This is a genomic window from Bradyrhizobium australiense (assembly GCF_013114825.1).
GTDB lineage: Bacteria > Pseudomonadota > Alphaproteobacteria > Rhizobiales > Xanthobacteraceae > Bradyrhizobium > Bradyrhizobium australiense.
Genome location: NZ_JAAVLX010000007.1, coordinates 438,896 through 465,487 on the forward strand (window position 1 = coordinate 438,896; position 26,592 = coordinate 465,487).

22 protein-coding genes and 1 pseudogene are annotated in these 26,592 nt (G+C 64.1%); 13 read left to right on the top strand and 10 right to left on the bottom strand.

All coding sequences use genetic code 11. The annotated features are described in order from the left end of the window. Window positions 1–140: 140 nt before the first annotated feature. The 8 genes and pseudogenes from HCN58_RS22705 (at window position 141) to arfB (ending at window position 10,287) form a co-directional block, all read left to right on the top strand. A complete protein-coding gene (locus tag HCN58_RS22705; RefSeq protein ID WP_171581600.1) occupies window positions 141–1,112 on the top strand; it encodes a bifunctional riboflavin kinase/FAD synthetase in 972 nt (323 codons plus the stop codon). Next, window positions 1,109–1,663, top strand: coding sequence for a sugar O-acetyltransferase (locus HCN58_RS22710; RefSeq protein ID WP_171581601.1), 555 nt, complete (start codon window positions 1,109–1,111; stop codon window positions 1,661–1,663). Before HCN58_RS22705 ends, HCN58_RS22710 begins: the two co-directional genes overlap by 4 nt. 195 nt (window positions 1,664–1,858) lie before the next feature. Next, window positions 1,859–4,909, top strand: a pseudogene (gene ileS / locus HCN58_RS22715) (isoleucine--tRNA ligase); the annotation flags it as partial. A 570-nt stretch (window positions 4,910–5,479) separates the two neighbouring features. Continuing rightward, a complete protein-coding gene (gene lspA, locus HCN58_RS22720; protein WP_171581849.1) occupies window positions 5,480–5,950 on the top strand; it encodes a signal peptidase II in 471 nt (156 codons plus the stop codon). 93 nt (window positions 5,951–6,043) lie between these two features. After that, window positions 6,044–6,760, top strand: a complete 717-nt coding sequence (locus HCN58_RS22725) for a hypothetical protein (RefSeq protein WP_171581602.1) — start codon at window positions 6,044–6,046, stop codon at window positions 6,758–6,760. Window positions 6,761–6,918: 158 nt separating this feature from the next. Continuing rightward, window positions 6,919–8,310: a M16 family metallopeptidase gene (locus HCN58_RS22730; RefSeq protein ID WP_376701203.1), complete on the top strand. Its 1,392-nt coding sequence runs from the start codon at window positions 6,919–6,921 to the stop codon at window positions 8,308–8,310. Continuing rightward, window positions 8,232–9,677 carry a M16 family metallopeptidase gene (locus HCN58_RS22735; protein WP_171581603.1) on the top strand — a complete coding sequence of 482 codons (1,446 nt, stop codon included), beginning with the start codon at window positions 8,232–8,234 and terminating at the stop codon, window positions 9,675–9,677. The genes HCN58_RS22730 and HCN58_RS22735 overlap by 79 nt, the downstream gene beginning before the upstream one ends. Before the next feature lie 193 nt (window positions 9,678–9,870). Further along, a complete protein-coding gene (gene arfB, locus HCN58_RS22740; protein ID WP_171581604.1) occupies window positions 9,871–10,287 on the top strand; it encodes an alternative ribosome rescue aminoacyl-tRNA hydrolase ArfB in 417 nt (138 codons plus the stop codon). Window positions 10,288–10,304: 17 nt separating this feature from the next. Here arfB and HCN58_RS22745 read toward each other — a convergent pair whose 3' ends face one another. The 3 genes from HCN58_RS22745 to HCN58_RS22755 form a co-directional block, all read right to left on the bottom strand. Next, a complete protein-coding gene (locus tag HCN58_RS22745; RefSeq protein WP_171581605.1) occupies window positions 10,305–10,838 on the bottom strand; it encodes an RNA polymerase sigma factor in 534 nt (177 codons plus the stop codon). Next, window positions 10,835–11,041 (bottom strand): YgaP family membrane protein, encoded by a 207-nt coding sequence (locus HCN58_RS22750; RefSeq protein ID WP_171581606.1) that lies wholly within the window; start codon window positions 11,039–11,041, stop codon window positions 10,835–10,837. Before HCN58_RS22750 ends, HCN58_RS22745 begins: the two co-directional genes overlap by 4 nt. Window positions 11,042–11,221: 180 nt before the next feature. Next, a complete protein-coding gene (locus HCN58_RS22755) occupies window positions 11,222–11,509 on the bottom strand; it encodes a hypothetical protein (RefSeq protein ID WP_171581607.1) in 288 nt (95 codons plus the stop codon). Between the two features lie 304 nt (window positions 11,510–11,813). Here HCN58_RS22755 and mutL point away from each other — a divergent pair, with 304 nt between their 5' ends. Beyond that, window positions 11,814–13,625 (top strand): DNA mismatch repair endonuclease MutL, encoded by a 1,812-nt coding sequence (mutL, locus tag HCN58_RS22760; RefSeq protein WP_171581608.1) that lies wholly within the window; start codon window positions 11,814–11,816, stop codon window positions 13,623–13,625. 130 nt (window positions 13,626–13,755) lie between these two features. On the opposite strand, the gene rsmD is transcribed toward mutL, so the two are convergent. Beyond that, window positions 13,756–14,319: a 16S rRNA (guanine(966)-N(2))-methyltransferase RsmD gene (gene rsmD / locus HCN58_RS22765; RefSeq protein WP_171581609.1), complete on the bottom strand. Its 564-nt coding sequence runs from the start codon at window positions 14,317–14,319 to the stop codon at window positions 13,756–13,758. A gap of 220 nt (window positions 14,320–14,539) precedes the next feature. Next, window positions 14,540–16,591, bottom strand: coding sequence for a pseudouridine synthase (locus HCN58_RS22770; protein WP_171581610.1), 2,052 nt, complete (start codon window positions 16,589–16,591; stop codon window positions 14,540–14,542). A gap of 153 nt (window positions 16,592–16,744) precedes the next feature. Here HCN58_RS22770 and HCN58_RS22775 point away from each other — a divergent pair, with 153 nt between their 5' ends. Beyond that, window positions 16,745–17,203, top strand: coding sequence for a nucleoside deaminase (locus tag HCN58_RS22775; RefSeq protein ID WP_065731443.1), 459 nt, complete (start codon window positions 16,745–16,747; stop codon window positions 17,201–17,203). 90 nt (window positions 17,204–17,293) lie between these two features. Here HCN58_RS22775 and HCN58_RS22780 read toward each other — a convergent pair whose 3' ends face one another. Beyond that, window positions 17,294–18,199, bottom strand: coding sequence for an alpha/beta fold hydrolase (locus HCN58_RS22780; protein ID WP_171581611.1), 906 nt, complete (start codon window positions 18,197–18,199; stop codon window positions 17,294–17,296). Window positions 18,200–18,417: 218 nt separating this feature from the next. Between HCN58_RS22780 and HCN58_RS22785 the strand changes: the two genes are divergently transcribed. Further along, entirely contained in the window at window positions 18,418–19,650 is a 1,233-nt protein-coding gene (locus HCN58_RS22785; RefSeq protein WP_171581612.1) for an acyl-CoA dehydrogenase family protein, read from the top strand. 124 nt (window positions 19,651–19,774) lie between these two features. On the opposite strand, the gene purD is transcribed toward HCN58_RS22785, so the two are convergent. Continuing rightward, on the bottom strand, window positions 19,775–21,055 hold the full coding sequence (gene purD / locus HCN58_RS22790; RefSeq protein ID WP_171581613.1) for a phosphoribosylamine--glycine ligase: 1,281 nt from the start codon (window positions 21,053–21,055) through the stop codon (window positions 19,775–19,777). A 168-nt stretch (window positions 21,056–21,223) separates the two neighbouring features. Here purD and xseA point away from each other — a divergent pair, with 168 nt between their 5' ends. Continuing rightward, entirely contained in the window at window positions 21,224–22,840 is a 1,617-nt protein-coding gene (gene xseA, locus HCN58_RS22795) for an exodeoxyribonuclease VII large subunit (protein ID WP_171581851.1), read from the top strand. Window positions 22,841–22,947: 107 nt separating this feature from the next. Here xseA and HCN58_RS22800 read toward each other — a convergent pair whose 3' ends face one another. Continuing rightward, complete coding sequence (locus HCN58_RS22800; RefSeq protein WP_171581614.1) at window positions 22,948–23,781, bottom strand: dienelactone hydrolase family protein; 834 nt, start codon at window positions 23,779–23,781, stop codon at window positions 22,948–22,950. Window positions 23,782–23,968: 187 nt separating this feature from the next. Here HCN58_RS22800 and HCN58_RS22805 point away from each other — a divergent pair, with 187 nt between their 5' ends. Next, window positions 23,969–24,196, top strand: coding sequence for a DUF2093 domain-containing protein (locus HCN58_RS22805; protein ID WP_171581615.1), 228 nt, complete (start codon window positions 23,969–23,971; stop codon window positions 24,194–24,196). Window positions 24,197–24,291: 95 nt separating this feature from the next. Here the strand turns inward: HCN58_RS22805 and lpxK are convergent, their stop codons facing one another. Both lpxK and HCN58_RS22815 read right to left on the bottom strand, forming a co-directional pair. Next, the gene (lpxK, locus tag HCN58_RS22810) at window positions 24,292–25,311 is read right to left on the bottom strand and encodes a tetraacyldisaccharide 4'-kinase (protein WP_171581616.1); all 1,020 of its coding nucleotides are present in this window, start codon (window positions 25,309–25,311) and stop codon (window positions 24,292–24,294) included. Next, complete coding sequence (locus tag HCN58_RS22815; RefSeq protein ID WP_171581852.1) at window positions 25,304–26,590, bottom strand: 3-deoxy-D-manno-octulosonic acid transferase; 1,287 nt, start codon at window positions 26,588–26,590, stop codon at window positions 25,304–25,306. The genes lpxK and HCN58_RS22815 overlap by 8 nt, the downstream gene beginning before the upstream one ends. Window positions 26,591–26,592: the final 2 nt, after the last annotated feature.

Below are 26,592 nucleotides of genomic sequence, written 5' to 3' on the forward strand. Positions count from 1 at the left end.
CTCTAGCACCAGCCGTTAAACAGCCCGTTAACCGGGCCGCATCGGATTGCATCCGTTTTAGCCCGACCGGCCCGGCTTGACTTACACGGCGGCGCCGCGTCACCGTCCCGCCGCCTTCACCGAGACCAAGAATCCCTGAGATGACAACTGGTTTTACCGTTATCCGAGACACCACCCCTGCCGCCGATATTCCCCTCGGGGCGGTGGTCGCCATGGGCAATTTCGACGGCGTCCATCTGGGCCACCGGGCCGTGATTGACGCGGCCTTACGAATGGGCCGGGCCCACGGCAAGCCGGCCCTTGCCGTTACTTTCGAGCCGCATCCGCGCAGCTTTTTCAGCCCGAACAGCCCCCAGTTCCGCCTCTCCGACGAGGCCAACAAGCTGCGGCTCTTAGCCGGAACGGGGCTGAACGGCGCGGTCGTGATGACCTTCGACAAGACCCGCGCCGGAACCTCGGCGCAAGATTTCATTCACCATGACCTGATCGAGCGGCTCGGCGTCAGCGGCATCGCGGTCGGCTACGACTTTCATTTCGGCAAGGGCCGGGCCGGCTCGCCGAGCCTTCTGGTCAGCGAGGGGCCGCGGCTCGGCATCGAGGTCGACGTCCAGGCCCATGTCGATATCGAGGAGCGGCCGGTGTCCTCCAGTGCGATTCGCATGGCGCTGGCGGAGGGCCAGATCGACGAAGCCACCGCCATGCTGGGCGGGCCCTGGTTCGTCAGCGGCGCAGTGATCCATGGCGAGAAGCGCGGCCGCGATCTCGGCTACCCCACCGCCAACATCCGCCTCGACAAGAATTGCAGCCTGAAACACGGCATCTATGCGGTGCGGGTCGGCCGCGGCGCCGAACGGGTGGATGGCGTGGCGAGCTTCGGCCGCCGCCCGACCTTCGACAATGGCGCGCCGCTGCTGGAAGTGTTCCTGTTCGACTTCAAGGGCGACCTCTATGGCACGGTGCTCGACGTCGCCTTCATCGGCTTTATCCGCGACGAACTTAAATTCGACTCGATCGACGCGTTGATCCGGCAGATGGACGACGACAGCGCGCGCGCCCGCGCGCGGCTGGCCGCCGCGCCCGATGCGTTTCCGAGGCTCGGAGTAGTCGGTTGAGCAAGACTGAAAAGCAAAAGATGCTGGCCGGCGAACTCTATCGCCCCGGCGATCCGGAACTGCAGGAGGATGCCGCCGCCAACAAGGCCTGGCTCGCACGCTACAATGCGGCGCTGGCTGCGCCTGTATCGGAGCGGCACGCGCTGCTGTCGGCCCATCTCGGCCATGTCGGCACCGGCGCCGTGATCCGTCCGCCGTTCTTTTGCGACTATGGCTACAACATCCGGCTCGGCGACGAGGTGTTTCTGAACTTCAATTGCGTCATCCTCGACGTGGTCGAAGTCGCAATCGGCGATCGCACCCAGATCGGGCCGGCGACGCAAATCTATGCCGCCGATCACCCGCGCGACGCCGAGACGCGGCGGACCGGTCTCGAATTCGGCCGCCCAGTGCGGATCGGCAGTGACGTCTGGATTGGGGGCGGCGCCATCATACTGCCCGGTGTCACCATCGGCGATGGCGCCGTGATCGGCGCCGGCAGTGTGGTGACGCGGGACGTCGCACCGGGCGTAACAGTCGCCGGAAACCCGGCCCGCCCGCGTCCGGGGTAAACCTGTCCTGCGTGCCGCCGCCCTTTGCGATTTCCCCGGTTGGCTGCTATGGAAAGCCCCATGTTTGCGCGGCGCACCATCAGCATTAGCGGCCCGGCTTCCGCCTGAGCTTTGGCTCGGCGCAAGACCGGGATTTCCCTGTTCACCCCGCGATATCCGCTTTTCAGCGCCGTCTTCGAGCCAACCAGAGCATTCATGTCCCAACAGCCGCAAAAGTCCGACGTCACTGACTATTCAAAAACCCTGTTCCTGCCGCAGACGGAATTCCCGATGCGCGCCGGCTTGCCGCAGCGCGAGCCGGAGATCCTCAAATACTGGAACGAGATCGATCTCTATGGAAAGCTGCGCGAGGATGCGCAGGGCCGCGCCAAATTCGTACTGCATGATGGACCGCCCTACGCCAACGGCAACATCCATATCGGCCACGCGCTGAACAAGATCCTCAAGGACGTGGTGACCAAGAGCCAGCAGATGCTCGGCTTCGATTCCAACTACGTGCCGGGCTGGGACTGCCACGGCCTGCCGATCGAGTGGAAAATCGAGGAAGAGAACTACCGCTCCAAGGGCAAGCCGAAGCCGGACTTCCGCGACTCCACCGCGATGGTAGCATTCCGGAAAGAGTGCCGCGCCTATGCGACGCACTGGCTCAACGTGCAGCGCGAGGAGTTCAAGCGGCTCGGCATCATCGGCGACTGGGATCATCCATACGCCACCATGAGCTATCCGGCCGAAGCCCAGATCGCGCGCGAATTGATGAAGTTCGCCGCCAACGGTACGCTCTATCGGGGCTCCAAGCCCGTGATGTGGAGCGTGGTCGAGAAGACCGCGCTGGCCGAAGCCGAGGTCGAGTACGAAGACTACACCTCGGACATGGTGTGGGTGAAGTTTCCGGTCAGCCACGTACCAATGGAGGATGCCGATCCTGGTAAGCAGCCAACGTTTCATCCGCTCCTGCCGCCTAACACTTCAGTTGTTATTTGGACAACGACACCGTGGACACTTCCGGGTAACCGGGCGATCAGCTTTTCTCCCAAGATCGCCTACGGCCTCTATCGCATCACGGACGCACCTGCCGACAATTGGGCCAAGACTAATGACTTATTGATTCTGGCCGACAAGCTAGCTTCCGACGTCTTTAACCAAGCTCGAGTGACAGCATTTTCAAGGGTTGCCGACGTTTCTGCAGAAACCCTAGCTGCTTACGTTTACCGTCATCCGCTGGAACACTTAGCGGGAGGTTACGGATTTGACGTGCCAATGCTGGCAGGCGAACACGTAACCGACGATACTGGTACTGGCTTTGTCCATACCGCTCCCGGTCATGGCCGCGAGGACTTTGATGTCTGGATGGCGAACGCGCGCGAACTCAACGCACGCGGCATCAGTACCGCCATTCCTTACACCGTTGATGAGAACGGCGCATTTACCGTGCAGGCGCCTGGCTTCACCGGCAAACGCGTGATCAACGACAAGGGCGAAAAGGGCGACGCCAACGAAGCTGTCATCAAGGCTTTGATCGAGGCCGACAGGCTGCTCGCGCGGGGTCGACTGAAGCACCAGTACCCACATTCGTGGCGCTCCAAAAAGCCGGTAATATTCCGCAACACGCCGCAATGGTTTATCGCCATGGACAAAGAGATGCCGGAAGAAGGCATCGACATTGGCAGATTGGCGGCCTTGCAGCGCTATGGCGGCAACACGCTGCGCGGACGTGCCTTGCTTGCGATCGACGAGACTCAATGGGTGCCGCCGTCGGGACAGAATCGCATCTACGGCATGATAAAGAGCCGCCCCGACTGGGTGATCTCGCGCCAGCGCGCCTGGGGCGTGCCGATCGCCGTGTTCGTGCGCGAGAAAGGCGACGGCTCAGCCGAAATCCTGCAGGACGAGATCGTCAACCAGCGTATCGTCGAAGCCTTCATGGAGGAAGGCGCCGACGCCTGGTACATGGATGGCGCACGCGAACGTTTCCTCGGGGAGCGCGCCGGCGAAGACTGGAAAAAAGTCGACGACATCCTGGACGTCTGGTTCGATTCCGGCTCGACGCATGCCTTCGTGCTGGAGGATCGCCAGAATTTTCCCAATCTCGGCAACATCGTCCGCAAGGTCGATGGCGGCGAGGATACTGTGATGTATCTCGAAGGCAGCGACCAGCATCGCGGCTGGTTTCATTCCTCCCTGCTGGAAAGCTCCGGCACCCGCGGCCGTGCGCCCTATGACGTCGTGCTGACCCATGGCTTCACGCTGGACGAGAACGGCCGCAAGATGTCGAAGTCGCTCGGCAACACCGTCGAGCCGCAAAAGGTGATGAAAGATTCGGGCGCGGATATCCTCCGCCTCTGGGTCTGCGCCACCGACTATGCCGATGACCAGCGCATCGGCCCCGAAATCCTAAAAAACACCATCGAGACCTACCGCAAACTGCGCAACTCGATCCGTTGGATGCTCGGCACGCTGCATCATTTCAACCCGGCCGACGCCGTCGCCCATGGCGACATGCCCGAGCTGGAGCGCTTGATGCTGCATGAACTGGCAAAACGCGCGACAACCGTGCGCCAGGCCTACGCCGAGTTCGATTACAAGACGGTGGTCGCGACGCTGGCGGCGTTCATGAACAGCGAATTGTCGGCGTTCTATTTCGACATCCGCAAGGACACGCTCTATTGCGATCCGCCGTCCTCGCTCGCGCGCAAGGCCGCGCTGACCACGATCGATATCATCTGCGATGCGATCCTGCGGTGGCTGGCGCCGGTGCTCAGCTTCACGACCGAAGAGGCGTGGCGGATGTCCAAGCCGGTCGCGGAAGCCTCGGTTCACCTGACGCTGTTCCCGGAAGGTTTTGACCAATTCCGCGACGAGACGCTCGCCGCAAAATGGGAGATCATTCGCGACGTCCGCCGTGTCGTCACCGGCGCGCTCGAAGTCGAACGCGCTGCCAAGAACATTGGCTCGTCGCTCGAAGCATCGCCGCTGGTCTATGTGTCGGACAAGAACATCTTCAATACGCTGTTCGACGTCGATCTGGCCGAGGTCTGCATCACCTCGAACGCGATGGTAACCGACGACGACGCGCCGGCCAGTGCGTTCAGGCTCGCCGACGTCCCCGGCGTCGCCGTCGTGGTTGAAAAGGCTGTGGGCACCAAATGTGCGCGGTCGTGGAAGATCCTGCCGACCGTCGGCGAAGACGCCGAGTATCCCGACGTCTCCCCGCGCGACGCGCAGGCCTTGCGGGAATGGAAGGCGCTTGCCGAAGGCCACAAGCCGGCCGGTGCAAAGGCGGCTGGCTTGCCTGTCGCGTTGGTCGAGCAGCAACCTTTGGAGAAACCGCGACGAAAGGAGGAAGCGCCGGAGCAGGCCGGTTCAGGACAGGTGACGGCGGACACGGCTGACAAGAAGGTCAGAGCTAGGAAGACTTTGGAAGCCGCGCAGGCTGAGCAAGCCAAGAGCGAGGCGAAAGCCAAGAGGGCCCCCGAACCCAAGAAGGCCAAAGCAAAGAAGGCCAAGGCCAACAAAGCCAAGGCCAAGAAAACCGCGGTCAAGAAAGCCAAGTCCAACACAGCAAAGACCAAGAAAACAACGGCTAAGAAGACCAAAGCCAAGGCCGGGAAAGCCGCCAAATCCAAAAAAGCTGCTTCAGCAAATAAGCCGGCTAAGAAGGGAGCTAAAAGGAAAGCGGCAAAGAAGGCCACCAAGAAAATGACTGCCAGTAAGGCGGTAAGAAAGTCGTCTGCGACCGGACCGAAAAAGAAGAAAAAGAAGGCGAGATAAGTGTCTGGCCGCGAACGCTCGACAACCCCTCACCTCCGCGCCGGCGCCATGGTCGCGATCGCGACGCTGGCGTTCGACCAGGCCTCGAAACTCTGGCTGCTCTACGTGTTCGACCTCGCCCATCGCGGCGCGGTCCGGGTGACGCCGTTCTTCGACCTCGTGCTGGCCTGGAATGTCGGGATCAGCTTTGGCTGGTTCCAAAGCGATAACCAGCTCGCCCAGCTCGCGCTAATGGCGATCAAGGCGATTGCGGTGATCGTGCTGGGGATCTGGATGGCGCGCTCCAGCACCCTTATGGCGACGCTGGCGCTCGGATTGATCATCGGCGGCGCGGTCGGCAACGGCATCGACCGATTCGTGCACGGCGCGGTGGTCGATTTCGCCCTGTTCCACATCGAGATCGGAGGAAAAACCTTCAATTGGTACGTGTTTAACCTTGCGGATGTGGCCATTGTTGCCGGAGTAGCGGGCCTATTGTATGACTCGTTCCTGGGGGTACCCGCCGCAAAAGCGCCCTGATCCCGGCCGATACGGACCCCTGCGGTATGAAGCCGTTAGGGCCCTCAAGCCCGGCCCCCGCGTGTTGCAGAAATTGTGAATGGGAACAGCGCGATGCGCGAGACCGAAGCCCGCTTCTGGATGGTGCAGACCAACTCGCTGAGCCGGGCGCTGCGGTTCGCCGCGATGGCGCTGGGCATAGGCCTTGTGATGGCCGCCGGACCGGTGCACGCGGCTGACGACGAGGACGAAGACGACGACAAGACCTTCGAGGAAAAGATCATCGAAGGCATCATGCGCGGCATCGGCGGCACCAACATGGAAAATCGCGGCATCGAATACCGCGAGCGATCCCCGCTGGTGGTACCACCCAAGCTCGACTTGCCGCCGCCGGCCGCGACCGCCGCTGAGGCGAAGGCGCCGAACTGGCCAAAGGATCCCGACGAGCAGCGCCGCAAGGCGGCGATTGCGGCACGCAAGAAAGAGAACAAGGACCCGCGCGAAGCGGCCCGCATCCTGACGCCAGCCGAACTCGCGGTGGGCAAGACCGCGGCGCCCGCGCGCAAGGACAACGATCCGGTGCAGCCCGGTACCTCGAACAACAACCCGATCCTGAGCCCGTCGCAACTCGGCTATAGCGGCGGCTTCAGCGGCCTGTTCGGCGGCAACAAGACCGAGACCGCCCCATTCAAGGGCGAGCCGACACGTGAATCGCTGACTCAGCCTCCGCCCGGCTACCAGACGCCGTCGTCCAACTTCGCTTACGGCACAGGGCCGAAGGAATCGCTCAACAAGGAATACAATCCGGCCGCCGGCAAGTATGGCGAATAGTTAAGTTCATCTCTCGCCTTCGTGACGATTGTCGCTACCGGCGCGGTGTACGATGCCGCGGCTTGTTCCCGAACGTTTTGTCGGGTTACTTCTAACATTTGCGCGAATTCGTTTCGCAGGCCGGTAACCAGCTTTGCGGAACAAGCGCCAGATAGGTCATGATGTCCTCACACCGCTTTGCCGTTTCTGTTGTTGCAGCCTTCATCTCGACGTTTGCTTTCTTCGCCGGCAGCGCATTCGCCCAGACCACCGTCACGTCGGAACGTCCCGCCAGTTTCACTCTCGACAACGGCCTGCAAGTAGTGGTGATCCCCGATCACCGCACGCCCGTCGTCACGCAGATGATCTGGTACAAGGTCGGCTCCGCCGACGAGACGCCGGGCAAATCGGGACTGGCCCACTTCCTCGAACATCTGATGTTCAAGGGCACAGAGAAACATCCCGCCGGTGAATTTTCGCAAACCGTGCTGCGGATCGGCGGCAATGAGAACGCCTTCACCTCGCTCGATTACACCGGCTATTTCCAACGCGTGCCGCGCGAGCAACTGGCGAAAATGATGGAGTTCGAGGCCGACCGCATGACCGGCCTCATCCTCAAGGATGAGAACGTACTTCCCGAGCGCGATGTCGTGCTCGAAGAATTCAACATGCGGGTTGCCAACAATCCCGACGCCCGGCTCACCGAACAGATCATGGCGGCGCTGTATCTCAACCATCCCTATGGCCGACCGGTGATCGGCTGGCGCCAGGAAATCGAGAAGCTCGACCGCGAGGATGCGCTGGCGTTCTACAAGCGGTTCTACGCACCGAACAATGCGATCCTGGTGATCGCGGGCGACGTCGACGCCAAGGAAGTCCGCCAGATGGTGGAAAAAGCCTATGGCGGCATCCCGGCGCAGCCGGCCATTGCCGCGCATCGAATCCGCCCGCAGGAGCCGGTGCCCGCGGCACCGCGCACGGTGACACTTTCCGATCCGCGCGTCGAGCAGACCAGCCTTCGGCGCTATTACCTCGTCCCATCCTCCGCGACCGCTGCGGTCGGCGAAGGCCCCGCGCTCGACGTGCTCGCACAACTGATGGGCGGCGGCTCCAACTCCTATCTCTATCGCGCGCTGGTAATCGACCGGCAGCTCGCGATTAGCGCCGGCGCCGGCTACCAAGGCACCTCGCTGGACCCTACGCAGTTCTCGATCTCGGTTTCGCCAAAACCCGGCGTGGAGTTTTCGCAGATCGAGCAGGTGATCGACGGCGTGATCGCGGAGGTCATCCAGAATCCGGCCCGCGCTGAGGATCTCGAGCGGGTCAAGACCCAGTTGATTGCGGAAGCGATCTACGCCCAGGACAACCAGGCCACGCTGGCGCGGTGGTATGGCGGCGCACTGACCACGGGACTATCCATCGACGATATCAGGAGCTGGCCGGACCGGATTCGCGCCGTCACCGCCGAGCAGGTCCGTGATGCCGCGCAGAAATGGCTCGACAAGAAGCGCTCGGTGACCGGCTATCTGATCAAGGATACCGCGCAAAAACGCGAGGAGAAGCGCTCGTGATCCGTTTTTCAATTCCCGCGCAGCGCCTTGCATCCAGCCTGATCACCGGCGCTCTGCTGCTGGCGCTGGCGGCAACGCCATCGCATGCCGCAGCAAAGATACAGCGGCTGGTCTCGCCAGGCGGTATCGAGGCCTGGTTCGTGCAGGACGCCACCGTGCCGCTGATTGCGATGGAATATGCCTTCAGCGGTGGCGCTGCCCAGGATCCGTCAGGCAAGTCCGGCGTCGGCAACATGGTCGCCGGCCTGCTCGATGAAGGCTCCGGCGATCTCGATTCCAAAACCTTCCACGAGCGCCTCGAGCGCCGCGCTATCGAGCTGAGCTTCACGTCGACCCGGGATTCCTTCCGCGGCTCGCTCCGCATGCTCAAGGACAACAAGGACGAGGCTTTCGGCCTTCTCCATCTGGCGCTGACGTCGCCGCATTTCGACGCCGCAGACGTCGAGCGCATTCGCGCGCAGGTGCTCTCCGGGCTGCGCCGTGACACCACCAACCCGACCGCGCTGGCGAGCCGCAAGTTTTTGGAAGTGGCCTTTGGCGATCATCCCTATGGCCGACAGGCTAACGGCACGCTGGACAGCGTGCCGAAGATCGATGTCTCCGACATGAAGGATTACGTTCGCCGCGTGATTGCGAAGGATAATTTGCGGATCGCCGTGGTCGGCGATGTCGATGCCGAAACGCTCGGCAAGCTCCTGGACAAGACGTTCGGCGGATTGCCGGCCAAGGCCAGCCTGACGGCGATCGCCGAGGTCGAGGCCACCAAGCCGCCGCAGCGCGCGTTCGTGCCGCTCGACGTGCCGCAGACGGTAGTGACGTTCGGCGGCCCCGGCATTCGCCGCCACGATCCGAATTTCATGGCCGCCTATGTCGTGAACCACATCCTCGGCGGCGGCGGCTTGTCGTCGCGGCTCTACAAGGAGGTGCGCGAAAAGCGCGGGCTCGCCTATTCGGTCTATGAATCCCTGCTCTGGATGGATCGCTCTGCGCTGTTCATCGGCAATACCGGCACCCGTGCCGACCGTGCCGGCGAGACGGTGGACGCGATCGAGAAGGAAATCCGCCGCATCGCCGAGGAAGGTCCGACCCAGAAGGAACTGGACGAGGCCAAGTCGTACCTCAAGGGCTCGCAGATGCTGGCGCTCGATACCTCTTCGAAGCTCGCGCAGGCTCTGCTGCAATACCAGCTCGACAAGCTCCCGATCGACTACATCGAGAAGCGCAACGCCCTCGTCGACGCCGTCACCCTCGACGACGCAAAAAAAGCCGCGCAGAAGCTGTGGGGCCAGGGCCTCCTCACCGTGATCGTCGGCCGCGCCCCGCAAGCCGCCGCGCAACCAGTGGTGGCGCCGCCGAAGGCGAATTAGCCAAATGGCAAGCTGCGCCCTCTCCCCGCTTGCGGGGTAGAGTTGGAGCGGGGGCCGCCACAGGCACTGCCGTTGCGGCTTCCCCACCCTGGCCCTCCGCCGCAAGCGGGAGGGGGAATGGAAGCGCCACAGGGCAACCTCCCTATAAAACCGCTATGGTGCGTGCTGATTCTGCATCTCTCCGGTGAACGCCATGCTGCGGGTTTCCCGCGACCTCACGATCGACGAGGACGACATCGAGATCGGTTTTGTCCGCGCCTCCGGCCCGGGCGGGCAGAATGTCAATAAGCTCGCGACCGCAGCCCAGCTCCGCTTCGACACGCGCAAGATCGCGCTGCCGGAGGACGCGGCCGCGCGGCTGGTCCGGCTCGCCGGCCAGCGCATGACCAAGGAGGGCGTGATCGTGATCCACGCCCAGCGCTTCCGCACCCAGGAGCGCAACCGGGCCGACGCCATCGACCGCCTGCTCGAAATGCTGCGCGAAGCCATGATCCGCCCGACGCCGCGGCGGCCGACCAAGCCGACCTTCGGATCGAAGCAGCGGCGGCTGGAAGGCAAGAAGCGGCGCAGCGACATCAAGGCGAAACGCACTGGGCGCTTTGACGATTGAACTCCGATCACGACGTCTCAATCGCGGATCAGATATTCCCGGATCATGATCCGCGCGCGGTGGATGCGCGCCTTGACGCTCTCGCGTGTCAGCCCAAGAACGCCTACGATGTCGTCGATCGACAATTCCTCGATATCGCGCAGCAGGATCACCTCGCGGTAATGATCGGGCAGCGACTGGATGGCGCGGGAAAGGTCGATGCGAATGTCTTCCGGCGCCCGATGCGCCAGGCGCGCCTCCGCATCGTCGGCCGGCGCTTCCGCGCCCCCCGCCGCCCGACGCAGCAGGCGAAGGCAGGCACGGCGCGCCACCGCGAACAGCCAGGCCGAGAACGACGTCACAGCGCGCAGCGTACCAACCCGCCGGTACAGCAGCAGCAGCGTTTCCTGAACCGCATCATCGATATCGGCCGCGCGGCAGTTGCGCGCGGCATAGCGGCGGATGTCGGGCTGGGCTATCGCGATCAGCGCGACCAGCGCATCGGCGTCGCCGCTGCGCGCGGCTTCGATCAGCAAGGGGTCGCAGCGCCTCGCGCCGGCCAGCGCGGTCATGGCGAAGGCAGCCTCCGGCCGACCATGACGCACATCGGACAAAAGCCCAAAAACCCGGTTGCGATCGCGATCGCGCCAGTGCCCGCGATCAGATAACCGGCCATGGTGCCGGGCATGCCGAAAAGCCCATAGGCGATCATCACAACGCCCCCGATCGTCCGCATCGCCCGCTCCCAGGCCGGCAAATTCTTGTGATAAAGCATAACAGCTCCCTTTGATTTAACGAGAGAACCTCACCGTGTTCTCGTCAGATAGAGCCGCCCAGCCGGGCTTTCGGTTCGCGGACTCGGGCCAAGGCACAAAAAACTCCGGCCGCGTATCGCGGCCGGAGTTCTGTTTGGAGAACAACCCGGCGGAGGAGACAGGTGTCCTCCGGGTGGTTCTTACCGGCTAGTCGCTGGAGGGGTAGCCGCCCCGCCGGTCGTCTTCGTGCCGCTGCCGGCTCCGACGGTGCCCTTCATCCCGCTCTTCGCGCCAGCCCTCTGGCTGGCGGCGCCCGCCGGTGCGGTGGCATCCTCGTCCATGCTGCCCGACGCGCCGCCCTGCATCTGGGTTGTGCCCTTTGCTCCGCCGCGGATCTGGCTGTCGGATGAGGCGCCTTGCGCCAGTACCGGACCTGCAAGCAGAGCCGAGATTGCAACCGCGATCGCCGAGGTTTTCACTAGCTTCATCCATTTCTCCAAGGTTTTGTTGACGACGAACAGTTCGGCTTCTTTAGGCACCGTTCACAACCCGAACATGTTCATCGCCGGATCAGTCGTTATCCGCGAACGGCGCGTTCGCCATGCAAGCCGCGCGATGTGGTGATCGTGCAGGGATTTCGGGGTCATTTTGCGAATCCTTGGCCACACACAGACCGCATATACGGCGCCCCCCGCAGCTTCCGGAAAGTTCCGTAAAAATATTTTGAACACATGCATTTGACTCGGTAGCCGCGTAAAATCGTCGTCCAGCCTCGAATCGATCCGAGAACGCATGCCCGTCCGCCAACTCCCTGAACAGGTCGTCAACCGCATCGCCGCTGGTGAAGTGGTCGAACGTCCCGCGAGCGTGGTGAAGGAGCTCGTGGAGAACGCGATCGACGCTGGCGCCAGTCGTGTCGATATTTTCACCGACGGCGGCGGCAGGCGGCGGATTGGCATTACGGACGATGGCAGCGGCATGACCCATCGCGATCTTGCGCTCGCCGTCGATCGCCACGCCACTTCCAAACTCGACGACGAGGACTTGCTGCGCATTCGTACGCTCGGCTTTCGCGGCGAGGCCCTGCCCTCGATCGGCGCGGTGGCGAAGCTCGGCATCACCACGCGCCACGCCAGTGAGCCGCATGCCTGGTCGCTGTCGGTCGAAGGCGGGATGAAATCGCAGATCATGCCGGCCGCGCTGTCGCACGGCACCCGCGTCGAGGTCAGCGATCTCTTTTACGCGACGCCGGCGCGACTGAAATTCCTCAAGACCGACCGCACCGAGGCTGAAGCGATCCGCGAAGTGGTGCGGCGGCTGGCGATGGCAAGGCCCGACATCGCTTTCACGCTGGCCGGCGAGGAACGCGCGCCGGTGACCTGGGCCGCGGCGCTGCCGGGTGCTGCGGGCCGGCTGACGCGGCTCGGCGATATTCTGGGCAGCGATTTTCGCTCTTCTGCCATCGAAGTGCGCGCCGAGCGCGAAGGCGTTGTGCTCGAGGGCTTTGCCGCCGCGCCCTCGCTGACCCGCGCCAATGCGCTCGGGCAATATCTGTTCGTCAACGGCCGCCCGGTCCGTGACAAGCTCATCCTCGGCGCGGTGCGCGCGGCCTATTCCGACTATTTGCCGCGCGACCGGCATCCCGTGGTGGCGCTGTTCGTGACACTGGAGCCGCAGGAGGTCGATGCCAACGTGCATCCGGCCAAGACCGAGGTGCGATTTCGCAACGCCGGCCTCGTTCGCGCGCTGATCGTGCATGCGCTCAAAGATGGCCTAGCCCGCGAGGGCAGGCGCACTGCAGCGAATACCGACGGCGCGGCGCTGTCGGCGTTCCGCCCGTCCTTTGCGTCGCGCCCGACCAACTGGGACTGGCGGAGTTCGCCGGCTTACCCCGTCAGGCCCTCGTCCTCGTTCGAAGGCGCGGCGGCAACGGCGCTCGCCGAAGCCGGGCAAGCCGCGTTCGATGTCGGCGCGCCAACCGCTGACGTGCGCTTCGAGGCGCAGCCATCCGCCGATCTGCTCGACCGTCCGCTGGGCGCTGCGCGCACGCAAATTCACGAGACCTACATCGTCTCGCAGACCCGCGACGGCCTCATCGTCGTGGATCAGCACGCTGCGCATGAGCGCATCGTCTACGAGAAGCTCAAGGCATCGCTAGCGAAAAACGGTGTGCAGCGGCAGATTCTTCTGATCCCCGAGATCGTAGAGCTCGATGAAGCCACCGTGGAAAAACTGCTGGTGCGCGCCGACGAACTGGCGTCATTCGGGCTCGCGGTCGAATCCTTCGGCCCCGGTGCGGTCGCAGTGCGCGAGACGCCGTCGCTGCTCGGCAAGGCGAATGCCGCCGGATTGCTTCGTGATCTCGCCGAGCACATGGCCGAATGGGACGAGGCACTGCCGCTGGAGCGCCGCCTGATGCATGTCGCGGCCACCATGGCCTGCCACGGATCGGTCCGCGCCGGGAGACGCCTCAAGCCGGAGGAGATGAACGCGCTGCTTCGCGAGATGGAAGACACGCCGAATTCCGGCCAGTGCAACCACGGCCGCCCGACCTATGTGGAATTGAAGCTCGCCGATATCGAGAAGCTGTTCGGGCGGCGGTAGGTTTTGCGCAGCGCTTGCCCACACTCGATGTCGTCGCCCGTGAAGGCGGGCGATCCAGTATTCCAGAGACGTCAGTAGTTGAGCCGAGAAGCCGCGGCGTACTGGATGCCCCCTCGCGGGGCATGACAAATCAGGGATTGGTAACGGCTCGCAAGAACACAAACTCCGTATCGTCATACGTGCGCCGCTCCAGCTCCTTGAATCCTTCAGGCGCCGCGAACGTCACAGCCTTCGCCTCCTCCACTACGAGCAGCGCACCGGGCGTCAGCCAGCCGCCATCGCGCAGCGAGACCAGCGCCTTCTCCGCGAACCCCTTGCCATAAGGCGGATCGAGGAACACCAGCGAAAACGGCTCGACCGGATGCGCCGGGCCGAGATTGGTGGCATCGCGGCGATAGACTTTTGTCACGCCGCCGAGCCCCAGCGCTTCGACATTGTTCCGCAACAACGCGCGCGCCTCTGCGCCGTTGTCGACAAACAGCGTGAAGTTAGCGCCACGCGACACCGCCTCGATGCCGAGCGCGCCGGTACCGGCGAACAGGTCGAGCACGCGCGCACCCTCGATCGGGTTGTCGTAGGCGTGGATCAGGATGTTGAACACGGACTCGCGCAGGCGATCAGCAGTCGGGCGAATGTCCCGCGAGGATGGTGAGGCCAGATTGCGGCCCTTCAACCGTCCGCCGACGATACGCATTAATGAGCCCAGTTTCTTGATGGAGCCCGGATGCCTGCAGCACCGGTGGTGCGCTCCCCTCCCCCTTGCGGGGAGGGGCGGGGGAAGGGGGTGCCACACGGGCAGACTTCCCGTGGGGCACCCCTCTCCCTGTCCCTCCCCCGCAAGGGGAGAGGGAACGGAGAGAGTGCCCGTGTGAGTGGACGAGATGAAAGCGAAGGCCCGAACCTCATCAGTCGCCCTACTCGTCCCGCGGCTTCAGGTCGCGCTTGCCGTGATAGCCGCGTCGCGGGCGGCGTGGCGGGCCGTAACCGTTGGCCTCTTCCTCGTTGCGCGCGCGGGCTTCCTCACTGCCGGTGCGCTGCACCAGCACGCGGCGGCCCTTGCGGTCGGCGATCAGTGCGCTTTTGCCGGCCGGTTTGAACGTTTTTTTGGCGCGCGGCGCGTCGTCCTCACTATCGGCTTTCTCGCCCGGCATCGGCCGGTTGAAATCGGCGCCGGCGAGCGCCGCGATCTTCTCGCCGAGTTGCTCGCGCAGCACGCGGGTCTTGACCTCCTCGACCTGTCCTTCTTCGAGTTCGCCGAGTTGGAACGGCCCGTAGGAGACGCGGATCAGCCGATTCACCTCGAGCCCGAGATGCGCCATGACGTTGCGCACCTCGCGGTTCTTGCCTTCGCGGATCGCAAACACCAGCCAGACATTGGCGCCCTGGTCGCGCTCCAGCGTCGCATCGATCGAACCGTATTTAACGCCGTCGACCTCGACGCCCTTTTTTAGCTCATCGAGTTGCGCCTGAGTGACCTCGCCGTGAGCGCGGACGCGATAACGCCGCAGCCAGCCGGTGTCGGGCAGTTCGAGCGCGCGCGCGAGCCCGCCGTCATTGGTCAATAGCAACAGCCCCTCGGTGTTGAAGTCGAGCCGGCCGATCGAGATCAGCCGCGGCAGGCCTTCGGGCAGATTGTCGAACACGGTCGGCCGCCCTTCGGGGTCGGCATGCGTCGTCATTAGGCCGCGCGGCTTGTGATACATGAACAGTCGCGTGCGCTCGCGCGGCGGCAACACCTTGCCATCGACAGCGATCACATCATTGGCGGTGACGTCGAGCGCCGGCGAATTGATGACGCGGCCGTTGACGGTCACGCGGCCCTGCGTGATCCACTCCTCGGCATCGCGGCGCGAGGCAAGGCCTGCGCGTGCCACCACCTTCGCAATGCGCTCGCCGGCCTTCTTCGGTTTCGGCTCTGCGCGCGGCGCGCGCTTGTCGAAATCGGTCGGGCGCTCGCGATAAGCCCCGCGGCCGCCGAACGCGGGACGTTTTGCAAAAATCCTGCTGTCGTCTTCATTGTCCCGGCGGGGGCGGTCGTCGCGCGATTCACTACGCGGATGTTCCTGCCAGTCCGTGCGGCCCTCCGATCGCTGGCGGGGGCGGTCGAATTTCGGGCGGTCCTCACGCGAGCGGGAAAACCGCGGACGCTCGTCGCTGCCGCGGTCGTCGCGCGAGCGATCAAAGCGCGGCTTGTCGAAATTGCGTGCACCATCGCGCGGGGGACGGGCGTCGCGTCCTCCACGATCATCACGCTTTTGCCACGGCTTGTCCTCGCCACGCTCGGGACGGTCGCCAAAATCCTTGCGCGGTCCGCGGTCAGGCGCACCGCGAGCGAACTTCCTGTCGCCGCCAAATTTTCTGTCCGGCCGATCACCACGAGGCCGGTCGCTGTCTTTCCGGAAACCTTCACCGCGCGGCGTGTAAGGCCGCTTCTCGCCGCCGCCCTCCCGCGGAGTATAGGGCCGCTTCTCGCCAAACTTCCTATCGGAGGAACGCCCGGCGGGACGCACATCGTCGCGGTCGCGGCGCGGCGGTCGGTCGTCGCGATTGTAATTCGGCCGGTCGCCACGCGGTTTGAACGAACGCTTTTCGCCGTCACGATCCTCGCGGGGACGAAAGTCCTTCCGCGGGCCACGGTCTGGACGGTCATCACGGGGACGGTCGTCCCGGTTGAAGCGCTGCGGCCGATCGCCAAAATCCCGACGCGGCGGTCGGTCATCATCGCGGCGGTACGAAGCACCTTCCGGCTTGCCGGCGTAAGGCTTCTTGCCGAACGATATCGCCCCCTCGGATTTCGCGGCATAGGGACGCCGCTCACCGCCACGTTCATCGCCATCCCGGGCACCGAAGCCGCGTTTGGCAAACTTCTTCTCGGGCCCCCTCGCCGCTCCCGAGCGGCCCTTGCCGCCACCGGGACGGTCCCGCCGGCCGCGGGAATCGTTGTTTTTGTCGTTATCGCGGGGCATGAATGTTCTCTTGGGTCCGAATAAAATGGCCATCAGGCGGATCAGGATGGGCTGTCATAGCGATAACGCGCGCGCACTTCGCTCAAGGCGCATTCTCACGCAAAACCGGCATCCACGTTTGCTGAAGGCGGCCCTCATAGCAGGTTTATTCCAATGATACGAGGCATGACTGCCCCTTCTTTCATGGATTTGGCACTGAAAACGGCCGAAAACGCCGGAAAAGCCGGCGAAGTTCCGATCGGCTGCGTGATCGTGAGGGATTACGAGGTCATCGCCACCGCCGGCAACCGGACGCTGACCGACCGCGATCCGACCGCGCATGCCGAAATCCTGGCGATCCGGCAGGCGGCGGAGGCCATCGGCACCGAACGGCTGGTCGATTGCGACCTCTACGTCACGCTGGAGCCCTGCACGATGTGTGCCGGCGCGATCTCGTTTGCGCGGATCCGGCGGCTCTATTACGGCGCCGCCGATCCCAAGGGTGGCGCGGTGGATTCGGGCGTGCGGTTCTTCGCGCAACCGACCTGCCATCACGTGCCGGAAGTCTATTCGGCCGTCGGCGAGAGCAAGGCCGCGGCGCTGCTGCGGGAGTTTTTCAGGGAGCGGCGGTAATGGGCTCGCAGCCCGGATGGAGCGAAGCGCAATTCGGGGCCAACGCGTGCGGCACCCCGGATTTCGCTGCGCTTCATCCGGGCTACGAAATCACCCCGCCGTAAAAAACTCCCGCAGCAACTTCGCCGTCACGTCCGGATTTTCCTCCGTGAGAAAGTGCCCGCAATCCACTGGTGCTCCCCTGACATTCGTCGCCCATTTCTTCCACGCATCGATCGGCGTCGTCGCAGCAGGCGCGACGCCGGCATCGCCCCACAGCGCCAGCATTGGAATTGTGATCTTCTTGCCGGCGTCGAAATCGGCCTTGTCGATTTCATAGTCGGCATAGGCACCGGCGCGGTAGTCTTCGCACATCGCATGCACGCGGGCGGGATCACGGAACGGCGCCAGATAGTGCTCCAGCGCGCGCGGATCGATCGCATCGAGCGTCTTGCTCTTGGTCTGGCTCGCCATCTTTGCCTTCAGGAAGAACTCTCCATGGCCTGAGATCAGGGTCTCCGGCAGCGGGTAAGGCTGCGCCAGAAACGCCCAGTGGTAAATCTTCAGCGCGGAAAGCCGGTTCAACTTCTCCCAATAGTCATAGGTCGGCGCGATATCGAGCACCGCGAGCTTCGACAGCCGGCCGGGATGATCGAGCGCCAGCCGATACGAGACCCGTCCGCCGCGGTCGTGACCGGCGAGTGCAAAATGCACGTGGCCGAGTTGCTCCATCGCTTCTACCATCGCTTTCGCCATTGCGCGCTTGGTGTAGGGCGCATGATTCTCGTCGCTATCAGGCATATCCGACCAACCATAGCCCGGCAGGTCGGCAATGATCAGCGTGAACTGGTCCGCCAGTTGCGGCGCGACCTGGTGCCACATCACATGAGTCGATGAAAACCCGTGCAGCAGCAACAGCGGCGGCCCCTTGCCGCCGACGCGGGCGAAGATGCGTCCCGACGAAGTATTGATCCATTCGGAAGCGTATCCGGGAAACAAATCGGCAAGATCGGGCATCTTCGTACTCTCCCGTCATCATCCGCGAAGGCGGATGATACAGTAAACACCAGCGCCAGGGGTCAACAACAGGCGCCTCGGCGTACTGGATACCCCCCATGCGCGAGGTATGACAGCCTTGGCTGCTTCAAACTTTGTTTGCCGTTGCCGCTGGCAGACCGCAGGTTTATGCCATCCCTCAAGTCCGACCAAGAGCAACAAGATGCGAGGAACCAGCGATGTCGATCGATTTCGAAATTCCGGCCGAAGCCAAGGCGATCCGCGAGAAGGTCCGCAAATGGGTGCAGGAGGAATGCATTCCCGCGGAGAAGGAACTGGATACCAAGCCGCTCGCCGAGGTGCTCGGCCCGCTCCGCGCCAAGGCCCGCGCGCGTGGGCTGTGGTGCCCATGGGTGCCGAAGGAATATGGCGGCATGGGCCTCGGTCCGCTCGCCAATGCGCTGGTGCAGATGGAGCTTGGCGAAAGCATGCTGGGCGCACTGTCAATGAACACGCAAGGTCCCGACGACGCCTCGATGATGACGATCCTCGCCCACGGCACGGAATACCAGAAGGAGAAGTTCCTTAAGCCGCTGCTCAACGGCGAGAAGCGCATCTGCTTCTCGATGACGGAAAAGGCTGCCGGCGCCGACGCCACCGGAATGCAAACCACGGCAGTCAAGGACGGCAACGAAAATTATATACTCAACGGCGAAAAATGGTTTTCCTCTTCCGCCAGCGTGGCCGACATGGCGCTGGTGATGGCCAAGACCGATCCGAACGCGCCACGGCACAAGCAGTATTCCACCTTCATCGTGGAGTTGCCGAACCCCGGCTACAAGATCAAGCGGAACGTCGCCAACATGGCGATCGAGGGGCCGCACGATGATGTGCTGCACGGCGGCCACTCTGAGATTGAGATCAGGGATCTAAAGGTGCCGGCCGACAATCTGCTCGGCGGCGAAGGCAACGGTTTTGCGATGGGTCAGCACCGCCTCGCCTATGGACGCCTGCGCCACGGCATGCACAACGTCGCCAAGGCGCAGCGCGCGCTCGACATGGCGGCCGCCCATGTCACCAAGCGCTCGACCTTCGGCAAGCTGCTCGCGGACCGGCAGGCGGTGCAGTTCATGCTCGCCGATTGCGCCAGCGAACTCTATATCGGCCGCCTGATGCTGCTGCACATCGCCTACAAGGCGGAAAAGGGCCTAGATATCCGGCAGGAAAACTCGATCGCAAAGATCTTCCATGCGCACATGGTGCACAAGGTGATCGACACTGCGATCCAGCTTCACGGCGCGCTCGGCTTCAGCCAGGATACGCCGCTCGCCAAATGGTACACCCAAGTGCGCTCGCAGCGGCTGGTCGATGGTCCCGACGAAGTGCACAAGTGGAAGATCGGCAAGAACGTCATCAAGGCGTTCCGCGAGCATGGCACGACCGCGAGCGCCGCGGGTGGGGATTTGCTGTGAGCCACATCCGTCATTCCGGGGCGGCGCAACGCGCCGAACCCGGAATCTCGATATGACTTAAAGAGGAGCTCACCACATCGAGATTCCGGATCGACGCGCACGGCGCGTCGTCCGGAATGACCGACTAACCCGCCTTCTCCGCCTCCACCGCCTGCCAGGCGATGTCACGACGGCAGAAACCATCGGACCATTTGATACGGTCGACGGCCTGATAGGCACGCTCTCTCGCCTCGGTGACGGTCTTGCCCATCGCGCAGACGTTCAGCACGCGGCCGCCATTGGCGACAATGCCACCGTCCTTTGCCACCGTACCGGCATGGAAGATTTCGACACCGTCGATCCCAGCCGCGACATCGAGCCCATCGATGCGCGTGCCCTTCTTGTAGTCACCGGGATAGCCCTTCGCCGCCATTACCACCGTCAACGCAGGCTCGGGATACCAGCGTAGATCAAAGTTCTTCAATTGCCCGTCGCAGGCGGCCAGGAACGCCGGCACGATGTCGGACATCATCCGCAACATCAGCACCTGGCATTCAGGGTCGCCGAAGCGGACATTGTATTCGAACAGTTTTGGCCCCTTCTCCGTCAGCATCACGCCGGCATAGAGCACGCCGCGAAACGGCGTGCCGCGCTTCTTCATGCCCGCGACGGTCGGCAGGATGATGCGCGCCATGATCTGATCGTGAATTTCAGCCGTCACGAACGGCGTCGGCGAATAGGCGCCCATGCCGCCGGTGTTCGGTCCCTCGTCATGGTCGAACACGCGCTTGTGGTCCTGCGCCGAGGCCAGCGGGATCGCGGTCTCGCCGTCACACAGCGCGAAGAAGCTGATCTCGCGGCCGGCGAGGAATTCCTCGATCACGACCTCCGCTCCCGCCGCGCCGAACGCGCCGTCGAACATCATGGCGATGGCAGCTTCGGCTTCGGCCAATGTTTTTGCCACCACGACGCCCTTGCCGGCGGCCAGCCCATCGGCCTTGACCACGATCGGTGCGCCCTGCGCGCGCACATAGGCCAGCGCATCATCGGCGGTAGTGAAGCGGCCATAGGCGCCGGTTGGAATATCGAATTCGCTACAGAGCGCTTTGGTGAATCCCTTGGAGCCCTCGAGCTGAGCAGCCTGTTTGCTCGGCCCGAATGCCTTGATGCCGGCGATGGCGAGGTCGTCGACGATGCCGGCGGCGAGCGGCGTCTCCGGCCCGACCACAACGAGATCGACGGCGTTGCTTTTGCAGAAATCGATCACCGCCGGATGGTCTGCGATATCGAGCGCGACGCACTCGGCCTCACGCGCAATACCGGCATTGCCCGGCGCACACCACAACTTGGTGAGCAACGGGGAAGCGGCGATCTTCCATGCGAGAGCGTGTTCGCGGCCGCCGGAACCGAGCAGGAGAATGTTCATTCGGAGTGCAGCCAAGTGGAGGGGTTGCCGGCCATTGTGCGAGGGTTTAGCACGGCAGGAGCCCGCCGCAACAACGTGTCCATTTCCGTGTGGATATGTGCCATGGCTCCCCGCACACGGCCTCGGCACCTTGCGGAAGCGCCGGAAAAGGCCGATTCTATCCCTGATATGCCAGCAGATAACCTGATCAACGCGCCTGAATTTACCGTCTCGGAGCTCTCCTCCGCCCTGAAGCGGACGGTCGAGGACCGGTTTGGTCATGTCCGCGTCCGCGGCGAAATCTCCGGCTTTCGCGGGCCGCACTCCTCCGGCCACTGCTATTTCGCGCTGAAGGACGAGAGCGCCAAGATCGAGGCGGTGATCTGGAAGTTCGCCCATGCCCGGATGCGGTTCAAGCCACAGGAGGGGCTCGAGGTCATCGCCACCGGCAAGCTCACGACTTATCCAAACTCCTCGAAATACCAGATCGTCATCGACTCGCTGGAGCCTGCTGGCATCGGCGCGCTGATGGCGTTGATGGAGGAGCGCAAGCGGAAGCTCGCCGCCGAAGGCCTGTTCGACGAGACGCGCAAGCAGTTGCTGCCCTGGCTGCCGGAAGTGATCGGCGTGGTTACCTCGCCGACCGGCGCGGTTATCAGAGATATCCTGCACCGGCTGCAGGATCGCTTTCCCCGCCGGGTGCTGGTGTGGCCTGTGAAGGTGCAGGGCGACGGCTCGGCCGAACAGGTCGCGGCGGCCATCCGGGGCTTCAACGCGTTGCCGGAAGCGGGACGAATCCCGCGCCCCGATCTGCTGATCGTCGCACGCGGCGGCGGCTCGCTGGAGGATCTGTGGTCGTTCAACGAGGAGATCGTGGTCCGCGCTGCCGCCGACAGCATGATCCCGCTGATCTCGGCCGTGGGCCATGAAACCGATATCACGCTGATCGATTTCGCCGCCGACAAGCGCGCCCCGACGCCGACCGCGGCGGCCGAAATGGCCGTTCCCGTGCGCAGCGAACTGTTCGCCGAGGTGGAAAGCCTGGCGCGCCGCACCATGGTGTGCTGGCAGCGCGGCCAGGAGAGCCGTCGTAATGAATTGCGCGCCGCCGCCCGAGCGCTGCCGAGTTTGAGTGAACTGCTCGCGATTCCAAGGCAGCGGCTGGACCATCTCGGCGCCGCCCTGCCCCGCGCATTGAAGGCCAATACCCACGCCCACCACCGCCGCTTTTCGCATCTCAGCGCCGGCCTGACGCTGAAGGTTTTGCGCGGACAGGTCGCGCAGGCCAACCACCGCCTCACGGTATCGGGCGAACGCATTCGCCTGTCCGCCCGTGCCCTGCTGCGCAACCGGCGCGAACGCTTCGCCGGCTTGGAGATCAGGCTCAAGGCCTCAAAGCTCTCGAATGCCCAGGCGCAGCGCAATACCATTGCGCGCGACCGTGAGCGCACACAACGGCTGGCAGAGCGCGCCCGCCGTGCGATCGAGACCGCGATGCAGCGGCTCGACGCGCGGGTCGCCCATAGCGGACAATTGTTGTCTGCGCTGTCCTATCGCGGCGTGCTCGCCCGCGGCTTTGCCCTGGTGCGCGACGAACACGGCCACGCCGTCCATGCCGCCGCTGCAATAGAGCCGAACGCACGTCTTTCCATCGAATTCGCCGACGGCCGCGTCGGCGCCACCGCGGATGCGGATCGGCCTCAGGCGACGGCTTCGGCCTCAGGCGCGCCGAAAGCGGCGCCGCGCGAGCCCAAGCCGGCGCCGAAGCGCGTGCCAAAGCCGGTCGATCAGGGAAGCCTGTTTTAGCGAACACTTCTCCGCCGTCATGCGCGGGCTTGTGCCGGGCATCCACGTCTTGGTGGCATCAAGATAGAACGTGGATGGCCGGGACCAGCCCGGCCATGACGAACACGTCAGCGCGCCAGCCATTCCGTGACGCGCTGCTGCGAGTCCCTGCGCGCATCCGCGTCGGTGCCGATATGGCCACGTTCGGGCAATTCGGCGTCGGCGCCTGCGATCGCCCGCAGCGGAAGGTTGGCGAGGTCGAAATCGTGAGCCGCGCCGGGATAGACCACGATTCGCGCCAGCGCACTGCGGCCGCGGGCACCCTCCACCACCTGACGGCAGGCCGACGGCGAACTGACGTCGTCCTTGGCGCCGATCAACAGCAGCGTCGGCACGCGCGTGCTCCAGCCAAGGCCGGAGGAGATCCGGCAATCCGGATAGAACGCGATGGCCGAGCGGAAATCCGGATCGGTCCCGCGCGATGACGATTGCGGACGCACCGCCCACAACAGTGCGCTGGCGCCGTTCGCCCATCCGATCAGGCTGATGCGGTCGCGCGCCACCCAAGGCTGCTGCAACAGCCATTGCCGCGATGCGTTGACATCGGCCACCCGCTCGCGGCGGGCCAGCACGCGGCGCTCCTTGACGCGGCATTGCGGGCCGAGTTCGCGCGAACCGTAACTGTCCGGCAAAAGCACGGCATGACCGGACTTCAACAGCTGTTCCGCCCAGTCGCGGTAGCGCGGCAGCACGGCTTCCGAATGCCCACTCAATCCGCCGCAGCCGTGCAGCGCAATTACGGTGGGGAACGGACCGTCACCATCAGGCTTATAGAGCTGCGCGTGCAGGGTCAGACCGGTCGCGGGGATATCGACCCGGTGCGGGGCCGGCAACGGCGCGGCACCGGCCGTACAAGCGGCAGCCAGGAGCGTCAGGGATAGCGTTGCTGACAACAGGCGCATCGGTCTCTGTCGGATCGGTATAACGCTGCGGGCACGATAGAATTCACGCTATCATGCACCTTGGCACAAAATCATCACAAGTCGGTGGGTTTCCAGGGCGGACAGCACGACCTATTTATGATAAATCGAATCCGGAAAATACACTTAAGGCACGCCCGGGCGGGCCGTCCCATCGGAGAGTTTGACGGTGCTCAATAAATTCGGCCCCTCGGGCCATGGCGAAGCGCAGGTGCAATATCTGGACGGCGATTTCCGCGTGATCTCGCCAGGAACCTATGTGCGCTGCGCCGTCACTGACGTGCGGATCCCGCTCGACGAATTGAAGTACTGGAGCGTCGATCTGCAGGAGGCCTATTCGGTTCCGAGCGCCGTGCTGCAGCGGCACTTTCCGGGGGCGTTGAAGACGCAGGGTTAGAATCGCTTCTTGTAGCCCGGATCGAGAGGAGCGAAATCCGCGACCGGCGCGCGTGATTGAACAGGTGTCCCGGATTGTGCTTCGCTTCATCCGGGCTACGGTTCTTTCCTCTCACGCGCCTTGAACAGCCGGTCGGCGACGAACTTCCGCAAGCGCGCAGGATCCTCGAATTCGAGCGTCACGCCGAACGGTACGATCTGTTTCGCCCACTCCGACAAGCCGTCGCCGCGCCGCAGCCGCGCCAGATCCTTCTCCGTCGTCACCAACGCCAGCCCGTCGCGCCGAGCCTCGGTAATCAAGCCTTCGATCTCACTCTGCGAATACGGATGATGATCGGCGAAGGCCTGCTGCCTGACGACATCAATGCCGCTGGCGCGCAGCGTGTTGAAAAAGCGCGCGGGATCGCCGATGCCGGCAAATGCCAGCACGCGCTTGCCTCGAAACGCAGCGACCTGCGCGTTATCCGGCTTCAGATGCGCACGTAGCGCCGGCTTGCCCTGTGCGGCAATCTCGGCGGCCACCGGCTCGGCAGCGGTGCCGCCGCCGACGATGATCAGCGCGTCGGTGCGCGCCAGTTGCGGCCGCAGCGGCGCGCGCAGCGGGCCTGCGGGAAATACCTTCCCGTTGCCGAGCCCGCGTTCGCCGTCGATCACGATCAGGGAAGCGTCCTTGACGATCGAAGGATTCTGGAAGCCGTCGTCCATCAGGATCACGGTCGCGCCTTGCGAGCGCGCCAGCGGCACCCCGTCGGCGCGTTTGCGCGACACCACGACCGGCAGATAGCCTGCCAGCATCAGCGGTTCGTCGCCCACATCGGCCGCCGCGTGCCGCTCCGGGTCGACCCGGACCGGCCCGCGTAATTCGCCGCCATAGCCGCGGCTCAGCACGACCGGCGTCTCGCCGAGCTCGCGCATGAGCTTCGCCAGCGCCAGCACGGTCGGCGTCTTGCCGGCGCCGCCGACGTTGTAATTGCCGACGCAGAGCACCGGAATGCCGGCATTCAATCCCTTGCGACGCAGGCGCTGTGCGGCGACGGCGCCATAGAGCGCGCCGAGCGGTTGCAATAGATGCGAGTTGAGCGAAGCAGGGCCGTGCCAGAAGCCCGGCTCACGCATTTCCGGCTCCCATCTCGATCCGCAATTGCAACAGATACGGCTCGAGCGCCGAGAGCGTTCGCTCCAGCGCACCGCCGAGCTGACCGACGACGCGCTCGGATGCGGTGAGCACGGCTTCACGCGCGTTCGGATCGGCCAGCATCTGCCCGAACTGCTTGACCAGCGCTTCCTGCGTATCGGCGCGTCGCGCGCCGCCCGCCGAATCGAGGGCTTCATAGACGTCGGTGAAGTTGAAAACGTGAGGGCCGTGGACGATGGAGGCACCGAGCTTGATCGCCTCGATCGGATTCTGCCCGCCGTGCTCGACCAGCGATCCGCCCATGAACACGATCGGCGCCAGCCGGTAGAACAGTCCCAGTTCGCCCATGGTGTCGGCGACATAGATGTCGGTCGTGGCGGTCGGCAAGTCCTCGTGCGAGCGCAGGGTCGGATTGAGGCCCGAAGCGGCGATCATACGCGCGATAGCCTCGCCGCGATCGGGGTGCCGCGGCACGATCACGGTCAGCAGCCCCGGGAAGAATCCGGCGAGCGTCCGGTGGGTCGCGGTCACGATTTCTTCTTCGCCGGGATGGGTGGAAGCCGCGACCACCACCGGGCGGCCGCGTGTCATCGACATCAGCATATCCAGCTTGTTGCCGTCGGCCGGTGGCGCGGGAACGTCGAGCTTGAGGTTTCCAGTGACCACGACGTTTCGGCTGCCCAGCGCGGCAAAGCGATCCGCATCGGTCTGCGACTGCGCTAGGCAGACGTCGAACTTGTCGAGCAGCGCCGAAATAGTGCCGGCGACCCGACGCCAGCGCGGAAACGAACGCTGCGACATCCGGCCGTTGATCAGCACCATCGGCAGCCGCCGCGCGGCGCTCGACAGGATCAGGTTCGGCCACAGGTCGGACTCGATGAACAGCGCCAGCGAGGGGCGCCAATGATCGAGGAACCGCGCGACGTAGCGTGGCGAGTCATAAGGCACATATTGGTGGATGACATCGGGCGGAAACCGCTTGGCCACGATCGCAGCCGAGGTCACCGTACCCGAGGTCAGGAGGATGCGCAGGTCCAAGGCCCGCAGCCGCTCGATCAGCGCAGCCGCCGCCAGCACTTCGCCGACGCTGGCCCCGTGAATCCACACCAGCGGACCCGCGGGGCGAACATCGGCGCTCATGCCGCGGCGCTCGCCGACGCGCGCCGGATCTTCCTTGCCAAGTTTCAAGCGCCGGCTGATGAGCGCAGGCGACAGCGGCACCATCGCGGACGACAGTTTCCGGTAGACGCGCAACGTCATCG

What these genes read in the sequence shown, in the direction of transcription:
- purD (WP_171581613.1), bottom strand. Translation starts at nt 21,055, where the DNA reads ATGAACATTCTCCTGCTCGGTTCCGGCGGCCGCGAACACGCTCTCGCA.
- HCN58_RS22780 (WP_171581611.1), bottom strand. Translation starts at nt 18,199, where the DNA reads ATGCCCGATCTTGCCGATTTGTTTCCCGGATACGCTTCCGAATGGATC.
- HCN58_RS22785 (WP_171581612.1), top strand. Translation starts at nt 18,418, where the DNA reads ATGTCGATCGATTTCGAAATTCCGGCCGAAGCCAAGGCGATCCGCGAG.
- HCN58_RS22815 (WP_171581852.1), bottom strand. Translation starts at nt 26,590, where the DNA reads ATGACGTTGCGCGTCTACCGGAAACTGTCGTCCGCGATGGTGCCGCTG.
- HCN58_RS22755 (WP_171581607.1), bottom strand. Translation starts at nt 11,509, where the DNA reads ATGAAGCTAGTGAAAACCTCGGCGATCGCGGTTGCAATCTCGGCTCTG.
- HCN58_RS22750 (WP_171581606.1), bottom strand. Translation starts at nt 11,041, where the DNA reads ATGCTTTATCACAAGAATTTGCCGGCCTGGGAGCGGGCGATGCGGACG.
- HCN58_RS22705 (WP_171581600.1), top strand. Translation starts at nt 141, where the DNA reads ATGACAACTGGTTTTACCGTTATCCGAGACACCACCCCTGCCGCCGAT.
- HCN58_RS22730 (WP_376701203.1), top strand. Translation starts at nt 6,919, where the DNA reads ATGATGTCCTCACACCGCTTTGCCGTTTCTGTTGTTGCAGCCTTCATC.
- mutL (WP_171581608.1), top strand. Translation starts at nt 11,814, where the DNA reads ATGCCCGTCCGCCAACTCCCTGAACAGGTCGTCAACCGCATCGCCGCT.
- HCN58_RS22735 (WP_171581603.1), top strand. Translation starts at nt 8,232, where the DNA reads ATGGCTCGACAAGAAGCGCTCGGTGACCGGCTATCTGATCAAGGATAC.
- rsmD (WP_171581609.1), bottom strand. Translation starts at nt 14,319, where the DNA reads ATGCGTATCGTCGGCGGACGGTTGAAGGGCCGCAATCTGGCCTCACCA.
- arfB (WP_171581604.1), top strand. Translation starts at nt 9,871, where the DNA reads ATGCTGCGGGTTTCCCGCGACCTCACGATCGACGAGGACGACATCGAG.
- HCN58_RS22745 (WP_171581605.1), bottom strand. Translation starts at nt 10,838, where the DNA reads ATGACCGCGCTGGCCGGCGCGAGGCGCTGCGACCCCTTGCTGATCGAA.
- xseA (WP_171581851.1), top strand. Translation starts at nt 21,224, where the DNA reads ATGCCAGCAGATAACCTGATCAACGCGCCTGAATTTACCGTCTCGGAG.
- HCN58_RS22725 (WP_171581602.1), top strand. Translation starts at nt 6,044, where the DNA reads ATGCGCGAGACCGAAGCCCGCTTCTGGATGGTGCAGACCAACTCGCTG.
- HCN58_RS22800 (WP_171581614.1), bottom strand. Translation starts at nt 23,781, where the DNA reads ATGCGCCTGTTGTCAGCAACGCTATCCCTGACGCTCCTGGCTGCCGCT.
- HCN58_RS22775 (WP_065731443.1), top strand. Translation starts at nt 16,745, where the DNA reads ATGATACGAGGCATGACTGCCCCTTCTTTCATGGATTTGGCACTGAAA.
- lpxK (WP_171581616.1), bottom strand. Translation starts at nt 25,311, where the DNA reads ATGCGTGAGCCGGGCTTCTGGCACGGCCCTGCTTCGCTCAACTCGCAT.
- HCN58_RS22770 (WP_171581610.1), bottom strand. Translation starts at nt 16,591, where the DNA reads ATGCCCCGCGATAACGACAAAAACAACGATTCCCGCGGCCGGCGGGAC.
- lspA (WP_171581849.1), top strand. Translation starts at nt 5,480, where the DNA reads ATGGTCGCGATCGCGACGCTGGCGTTCGACCAGGCCTCGAAACTCTGG.